At 61.2% G+C, this 7,892-nt stretch carries 6 protein-coding genes, 1 tRNA gene and 1 pseudogene; 4 read left to right on the top strand and 4 right to left on the bottom strand.

Going from position 1 to position 7,892, the window contains the following annotated elements; all coding sequences use genetic code 11:
• The first annotated feature begins 82 nt into the window (after nucleotides 1–82).
• Entirely contained in the window at nucleotides 83–1,744 is a 1,662-nt protein-coding gene (locus Q4Q11_RS29835; protein WP_498571732.1) for a hypothetical protein, read from the top strand.
• 103 nt (nucleotides 1,745–1,847) lie between these two features.
• Here Q4Q11_RS29835 and rpsA read toward each other — a convergent pair whose 3' ends face one another.
• The 4 genes from rpsA to aroA all read right to left on the bottom strand — a co-directional run bounded on the left by rpsA (nucleotide 1,848) and on the right by aroA (nucleotide 6,472).
• Nucleotides 1,848–3,551 carry a 30S ribosomal protein S1 gene (gene rpsA / locus Q4Q11_RS29830; protein ID WP_498571731.1) on the bottom strand — a complete coding sequence of 568 codons (1,704 nt, stop codon included), beginning with the start codon at nucleotides 3,549–3,551 and terminating at the stop codon, nucleotides 1,848–1,850.
• Nucleotides 3,552–3,731: 180 nt separating this feature from the next.
• Nucleotides 3,732–4,364 carry a (d)CMP kinase gene (cmk, locus tag Q4Q11_RS29825; protein ID WP_498571730.1) on the bottom strand — a complete coding sequence of 211 codons (633 nt, stop codon included), beginning with the start codon at nucleotides 4,362–4,364 and terminating at the stop codon, nucleotides 3,732–3,734.
• A 29-nt stretch (nucleotides 4,365–4,393) separates the two neighbouring features.
• Nucleotides 4,394–5,029, bottom strand: a complete 636-nt coding sequence (locus Q4Q11_RS29820) for an FMN-binding negative transcriptional regulator (protein WP_113216823.1) — start codon at nucleotides 5,027–5,029, stop codon at nucleotides 4,394–4,396.
• Between the two features lie 87 nt (nucleotides 5,030–5,116).
• Complete coding sequence (gene aroA / locus Q4Q11_RS29815; protein WP_498571729.1) at nucleotides 5,117–6,472, bottom strand: 3-phosphoshikimate 1-carboxyvinyltransferase; 1,356 nt, start codon at nucleotides 6,470–6,472, stop codon at nucleotides 5,117–5,119.
• A 274-nt stretch (nucleotides 6,473–6,746) separates the two neighbouring features.
• On the opposite strand from aroA, the gene Q4Q11_RS29810 reads away from it, so the two are divergent.
• The 3 genes and pseudogenes from Q4Q11_RS29810 to Q4Q11_RS29800 all read left to right on the top strand — a co-directional run bounded on the left by Q4Q11_RS29810 (nucleotide 6,747) and on the right by Q4Q11_RS29800 (nucleotide 7,787).
• A complete protein-coding gene (locus tag Q4Q11_RS29810; protein WP_498571728.1) occupies nucleotides 6,747–7,127 on the top strand; it encodes a TIGR02300 family protein in 381 nt (126 codons plus the stop codon).
• Between the two features lie 151 nt (nucleotides 7,128–7,278).
• Nucleotides 7,279–7,354, top strand: a tRNA-Ala gene (locus Q4Q11_RS29805).
• Between the two features lie 187 nt (nucleotides 7,355–7,541).
• Nucleotides 7,542–7,787 (top strand): annotated as a pseudogene (locus Q4Q11_RS29800) (GIY-YIG nuclease family protein).
• The last annotated feature ends 105 nt before the right edge of the window (nucleotides 7,788–7,892 follow it).

The raw sequence follows: 7,892 nt of genomic DNA, 5'->3' as shown, positions 1-7,892 counted from the left end.
CCGGTCAAACCACATCCGAACCCAGGGAAAGGCCACCGGTTGAAGGTGTTCTACCCCTTGTGTTCTTTCATTGGAGCATGTCATGTTGCTTCCCGCCGTTGGTGCCGTGTCCGCTGTGGGTGTGTCCATCGAGAAGCCGATTGCCGCAACGGCTGAAATTTCCGGGCTCCAGACGGCGGCAACGCCGCTTGCCGTGCTGTCGAGTACGGTCAACGCCAGCGTCGAGGGCAAGCTGAACATGCTGCTGGTCGCGGCCCGCGAGCGGATGTTCGACAGCCTGCTTTCGGCGATCGATGCGGCCAGCCAGGTATTGAATGTTTCCCGTGAACCGGGCGAGAGCAGTGCCGCCTATGCGCAGCGCGTCGCCGCCGCAATCCGCAGCCTGACGCCACAGCAGCTCACCGTCGCGCAGCAGCGGATGGATGTGCGGATGGCTACGCCGGTACCGCTGCCGCTGCTGGCCGAGGCATTGACGGATCCCGCAAGCCCGCAGGCGACTGAGCTCGCTTTCAACCTGGAACCAGCCTCGTTGGCCGAACCGGACGCGGTGCTGAAGGCCGTCGTCAATTCCTACGGACAGAATGCCGGCGAGACGGACATGTCAGCCCCGCAGACACCGGCATCGGCACCGCTGCAGAAGGTGACCGGTCCAGCCGCTCCGGCAATAGCTCTTGCCGCGGCAGCAGAAGAGCCCACACCGCTTGCCTCCACCTCGACGTCTACGTCTACGTCAACTCAGCCTGCCGCACAGCCCGCGCCACTGCAGACGCAGCAACCGGCTGTTTCGGCTCAATCGGCGCCGGTTGCCGCGCAGCCGGTCCCGTCGCAATCAACAGCGCAAAGCGGATCCACGGCAGCTCCGCAAGCCGCACCCGCTGGCAGCGGCACCGTCGCGGCGGGCGCCGCTCCGTCTTTGCAACTTGGCTCCCTTGTCGATGATCTGGCTGCGGCGTCATTGCTGGCCGCGATTGCGACCGAGACCGCACTCCCGACCGAAGTGGCGTTGATCCGATCGCCGCTGACACCCCCGCCGGTGCCGCGCGATATTCAGCAGATAGAAGCCGATATCAAACAGGGACTGCAGGTGGTCATCAGCCCCCCCGCAATGCCGGCCGGTTCCGATCTGCAGCAGATCATCAGCAATCCTTCTTCTTCCGTCGAAAAGATAATAGCACAGGCGCTGACGGCTGATGCGGTGGCACAATCGCCATCGCCGCCGGCCGCCAACGGAGATGCCAGGGGTCCGGCTTCGGCTATTGCGATGCCCGCTTCGTTTACGGATCATCCTCAGGATCCCGTTGCCGCCGCCGTGCTTCCCGGCAAGCTGGCAGCGCAGCCATCCGTTGCGGCACCGGTGGCAATGTATGAGGCTGCGGGGCAGGAAAACGCGCCTGCGCCTTTTCCGCTCGGCGTTCCTTTCGTCGTGGCAAACTATCTGCCGGCGGACACTCCCGTGAAGACCGACGAAGCCAGGCTGCTCGATCGCGTCGAACCGGTCGATGAGGAGGAGAGCAGGCAAGCTCAGGACGAGGAGACCGCACAGGGTGAGGATGAGGAGCAGGAGCAGGCGGACGAATCGCCGGTGCAGGCCGACGCGGAGGCATCCGGCGAAGCGGAAGCCGGATCTGCCGCTGCCCGGGGCGATGGCGTCAAGCCGGAGCTTGTCGCATTGCCGCAGTCCTTACGCGATCCGTTGAACGACCACGCCTTCGATTTCTATCGGCGCATGGTGGCGTGGGAATAGCTGCGCCGAAATGAAATGGCCGGCCCAGACCGGGTGTAACGGACAAAGAAAAACCCGCCGGATCGCTCCGGCGGGTCTTTTGTTTCCAGGCTTCGACCGAAGATTATTCGGCGTTGCGGTTCTTCAGAGCCGCACCCAGGATGTCGCCGAGCGAAGCGCCCGAGTCGGACGAACCGAACTGAGCAACGGCTTCCTTCTCTTCTGCGATTTCCAGAGCCTTGATGGACAGCATGATCTTGCGGTCCTTCTTGGAGAAGTTGGTGACGCGGGCGTCGACAACCTGACCAACCGAGAAACGCTCAGGGCGCTGCTCGTCACGGTCACGCGACAGATCGGCGCGGCGGATGAACGAGGTGATGTCTTCGTGGTTGACGAGCTTCACTTCGATACCGCCGTCGTTGACTGCGATGACTTCGCAGGAAACGACTGCATTCTTGCGCAGGTCGCCGGAAGCTGCTGCTTCGCCGACTGCGTCCTTGCCGAGCTGCTTGATGCCGAGCGAGATGCGTTCCTTCTCGACGTCGACGTCGAGAACGACAGCCTTGACCACGTCACCCTTGTTGTACTCTTCGATGACCTGCTCGCCCGGACGGTTCCAGTCGAGGTCGGAGAGGTGAACCATGCCGTCCACATCGCCGTCGAGGCCGATGAACAGGCCGAATTCGGTCTTGTTCTTGACTTCGCCTTCGACTTCGGTGCCAGCCGGATGGTTGCGGGCGAATGCTGCCCACGGGTTTTCCAGCGTCTGCTTCAGGCCGAGCGAGATACGACGCTTGGTCGGATCGACTTCGAGAACGACGACTTCGACTTCCTGGCTCGTGGACAGGATCTTGCCGGGGTGAACGTTCTTCTTGGTCCAGGACATTTCCGAAATGTGGATGAGGCCTTCGATGCCCGGCTCCAGCTCGACGAACGCACCGTAGTCGGTGATATTCGTGACGGTACCGGAAATCTTCTTGCCTTCCGGATACTTGGCCTGGATGCCATCCCACGGATCGCTCTCGAGCTGCTTCATGCCAAGCGAGATACGGTGGGTTTCCTGGTTGATGCGGATGATCTGTACCTTGACCTGCTGGCCGATGGACAGGATTTCCGACGGATGGTTCACGCGGCGCCATGCCATGTCGGTGACGTGCAGCAGGCCGTCGATGCCGCCGAGGTCAACGAACGCACCGTAATCGGTGATGTTCTTGACGACGCCGTCAACAACTTGGCCTTCTTCGAGGTTCTGAACGATTTCAGAACGTTGCTCGGCACGGGACTCTTCCAGAACCGTACGACGCGAAACGACGATGTTGCCGCGGCGCTTGTCCATCTTGAGGATTTCGAAGGGCTGCGGGTTGTGCATCAGCGGGGTGACGTCGCGGATCGGACGGATGTCGACCTGCGAACGCGGCAGGAAGGCGATAGCGCCGTCGAGATCGACGGTGAAGCCGCCCTTGACCTGGTTGAAGATGACGCCTTCGACGCGCTCGCCGGCTTCGAACTTGGCTTCGAGCTTGATCCAGCTTTCTTCGCGACGAGCCTTTTCGCGCGACAGAACAGCTTCGCCAAGCGCGTTTTCGATGCGCTCGACATAGACTTCGACTTCATCGCCAACCTTGAGCGTGCCGTCCTTGGCGCGCGCACCGAATTCCTTCAGCGCGATGCGGCCTTCGACCTTGAGGCCGACGTCCACAACGGCGACATCCTTTTCGATGGCGGTGATGATGCCCTTGGTGACATAGCCTTCAGCCAGATCGTTCTTGGCAAAGGATTCTTCGAGAAGGGCCGCGAAATCTTCGCGAGAGGGGGAAGTTACAGTCATAAAATCTCCTGGCGTGTCCGGATCATGCAATCTGGACACTGGTGCGCCGGTGGTTCGCGTTGAACAGGCCTGACCCCAGTCCGCCTCCCTTCGGGAAGCTATCCGGCGCTTGGACGGAATGTCAGGCTATCTTGAAATCGGCGGTTTCCGGCGCTAGGCGCGCGAAGGCCGCTCATATTTTCAGGCATTTCGGCTCAGAGCGGCCTCGATGATCGATTTTGCCGTCTGAAACGCCGCTTCTATACTCATTTCTGAGGTATCTAGCAAGTACGCGTCTTCAGCCGGTTTCAGCGGGCTGTCCGTGCGGCCCATATCGCGCTCGTCGCGCCGTTTCACATCCTCGAAGATGGCGTCGCAATCGGCGCTGCCTCCGGCTTCGACGATTTCTTCATAGCGCCGTTTCGCCCGGACTTCAGCCGAAGCCGTCACATAGAGTTTTACCGGCGCATCGGGGCAGACGACGGTGCCGATATCGCGGCCGTCGAGCACGGCGCCAGGCCTCTTTTGCGCAAAACGGCGCTGCGCCTCGACCAGCGCCCGGCGCACGGCCGGCATGACGGCGATCTTCGAGGCTGCTTCGCCGATCTCGTGCCGGGACAGAACGGTCCGGTCGAGCCCGGCGAGATCCACCTTGCGTGCCATGCCTTCGGCAATCGCCTCGTCGTCGAGCGGCAGCCTGGCATCGAGCAGGGCCTTGGCGGTCGCGCGGTAGGTGAGGCCGGTATCCAGATGATGATAGCCATAGGCTTCGGCGATCCGGCGCGCCAGAGTTCCCTTGCCGGCAGCCGCAGGTCCGTCGATGGCGATGATCATGTCTTCTTCCGTCCCTGCCCGGTCTTCGGTTATTTGCTGTAGCGACGCACCAGATCGGCCATTTCCGCTGCCTCCGTACGATCGATCGCCGAAAGGCCTTCGGCGACGCCCTGTCGGTCAGCCAGCGGCCGGTTCTGGCTCACCTTCCATTTGCCGTCAATCGTCTCGATGTCGATTTCGATGCCGACGATGCCTTTCATCTGGGCTGCGATGAAGTCTGGCGGCGCGTCTTCCACCGCCCACGGCTTTGCACGGTCGCTCTCGTTTTCGCCGGTCAGCGCACTTATCTGCGCGCGCAGCCAGGCCGGGTCCTCGATCGTCCGCGCAGGCCCGCGCACCTGTACCATCGCATAGTTCCAGGTCGGCACCACCTTGCCGGTCTCACGCTTCGTCGCATACCAGGAGGGCGTGATGTAGATATCGGCGCCCTGGAAGACGACGAGTACGGGTGCTCCGGCCGCAATCTCCTTCCACTGCCCGTTCGCCCTGGCCACATGTGCCTGCAGCGTCCCCTTCGGCGAAAGCCCGGCATTGAGGTGGAACGGCACGGCATTGGCCATCAGCCCACCGTCTCCGGCCGTAATGAGCATTCCCAGCGGATGCGCGCGGATCAGCTGATGCTGCGTGCCGAGATCGTCTTCGCGATGATGGGGAGGCTGATACATGGCTTCGGTCCATTTGCTGCGCCATTCCCAGGAAACCTGCCGGGAAATACCGCACGGCAGGCTTCGAACGGCCGATGGCGCGGTCTATCAGTCCTTGGCTTCGATCGTCGCGCCCAATCTTGTCATCATAGCAAAAAATTCCGGAAAACTGGTGGCGATCATGGTGGAATCGTCGACCGAAACCGCATACTCGCTGGCAAGTCCCATAATGAGGAAGCTCATGGCGATGCGATGATCGAGATGGGTCCTGACTTCGTGGCCCTTGGCATTGCCCAGACCCTTGCCGTCGGGCCTGCCCCGAACCGTCAGACTGTCCTTGCCTTCGATGCAGTTGGCGCCATTGAGCTTCAGCCCCTCGGCGACGGCCGAGAGCCGGTCGGATTCCTTCACCCGCAGTTCCTCCAGCCCCTGCATGATCGTTGTGCCTTCGGCAAAGGCGGCAGCGACGGCGAGCACGGGATATTCGTCGATCATCGACGGCGCGCGCTCGGCCGGCACGGTAACGCCCCTGAGCGCGGAAGAACGCACGCGCAGGTCGGCGACATCCTCGCCGCCGGTGACGCGCGGGCCGAGAATTTCGATATCCGCACCCATCTCCTGCAGCGTCAGGATAAGGCCTGTGCGCGTCGGGTTCATCAGCGCGTTGGATATAATAATGTCCGAGCCTGGCACGATCAGCGCGGCGACCATCGGGAAGGCGGCGGACGAGGGGTCGCCGGGCACATCGATCGCCTGGCCCGTAAGCTTGCCTTGGCCTTCGAGGCGGATGATGCGCATGCCGGCCGTATCGGTCTCGACCGAAAGTGCGGCGCCGAAGCCGACGAGCATTCTTTCGGTGTGGTCGCGAGTCACGACGGGCTCGATGACGGTTGTCATGCCGGGCGCGTTGAGGCCAGCCAGCAATACGGCCGATTTGACCTGCGCGGAGGCCATCGGCACGCGATAAGTGAGAGGGCTTGCCGCGCGAGGCCCATGCAGGGTGACGGGCAATCGGTCGCCATCGGCGGCGCGGACCTGCGTTCCCATCCGGCGCAGCGGATCGAGAATGCGCCCCATCGGCCGCTTCGAAAGCGAGGCGTCGCCGATGATGGTCGTCTCGAAATCGTAGGAGCCGGTCAGGCCCATGGTCAGACGGGAGCCGGTGCCGGCATTGCCGAAATCGAGTGGTCCCTCCGGCGCGAGCAGTGCGCCATTGCCGGTGCCGCTGACGATCCATTGGTCGCCGTCCTTGCGGATTGCAGCACCGAGCGCCTGCATGGCCCTGCCTGTGTTGAGAACATCCTCGCCTTCGAGCAGGCCGGTGATGCGGGTCTCACCCGCGGCAAGGCCGCCGAACAGGAGGGAGCGATGCGAAATGGATTTATCGCCGGGAATGCGGATCGAGCCGGAAAGGCCGGCCGAGCGGCGCGCCACGGCTGGTTGGGGGAGAGTATCGTGCGGCATGGGCAATTCCTTTGCGATGCCGGTATTCCTGCCGCATTCTGTGCTGGCTGCGTTGCTCTTGCGCCAGATGTTCTGCGGTTCACGCCAGCTGGTTAGCACAGGCCTCTTGCCCAGTCATCCCGCAATGCGTGAAAATAGGGTATGCGGCAGCGTGAACTTTAGCTTTGACAGAAACGGCCACAACGATTAAGGGGACCGGCTGATATTTCCCTTAAAACGCCGGCTTCCCCCGGCATTGCCGAATTTTCATTCGGCCATTCATGAGGCTTTGACAGTGGCGAAAGCGGAACTTGGAACAAAACGTACCGACCCGGATACCGGCAAGAAGTTCTATGACCTGAACCGGGATCCGGTGGTCTCGCCCTATACCGGCAAGTCCTGGCCCTTGTCCTTCTTCGAGGAAACCTCCGCTTCCAAGGAAGTCCCGGAAGAAGACGAAGTGGCTGAAGTCGATACCGAAAACACCGAAGTCGAACTAGTATCGCTCGAAGATGCCGACGATGCAGCAAGCGGCGACGACATTCCGGACATGGGCGACGACGACGTCGAGATCGGCGACGATGACGACGACACCTTCCTCGAAGCCGACGAAGATGAAGACGATGACGACATGAGCGACATCATCGGCGTCACCGGCGACGAAGACGACGTCTGATCTCGAAGACAGCCGGCCCGGTGAAAGAAAAAATTTCCCGGGCCGAATTTTTCGGCTTGCTATCTGTGAAAACCACAAGTAATAAGCCGCCACCCCGACGGGCGAAGCGCTCGGAAGGGACCCAGGGCCGGTCAAACGGCACCATCTTGATGGGGCTATAGCTCAGCTGGGAGAGCGCTTGCATGGCATGCAAGAGGTCAGCGGTTCGATCCCGCTTAGCTCCACCACGCTTCGCCCTTACGGGCTTCGCGTGGCGCAGCCGCGGGAAACCGTTAGGCCGAAGTAGTGTCCGGCAAAGCCCGCAGGGCTACAATGGGCTTAAATCTCCTCAAAACATTTGCGGATACCAAGGCAAGCTCGATTGCATATAGGATTTGCGTTCGGATCACCGGATGCCAATTGATCGGAATGCGGATGTGGTACGTTTGCATCCTTCAAAGCGTGGATTTTCCCGACCAGCAATATACAGAGGCAACGTGAGATCTTAAGCAACGACTTGCCGACCACAATGCCGGTAAGTCGTCTCATACCGCGAAATTCGCGCCATGGGTTCTTCTTTGGTATTCTGCATTCCTGGATAAATACCGTGCATTGGAATTTGAGACCTATCTGAAATCTCATTCCGGCAGAGCATTTGCAAAGAAGAGGCTGCTTTCATAAGTCATACCTGCTTTCCGCTTGTCGATGATTTGCTTCAACCTTTGCACCCGCCCAACGTCATACCAACCGCCACTCCCCAGCCCCTGTCTCTTATACACATCTGAC

The organism is Rhizobium sp. UFLA01-1127 (assembly GCF_059803845.1).
The sequence above is the reverse complement of the archived record's forward strand: the minus strand, read 5'-3'. Positions and strand labels throughout refer to the sequence as shown.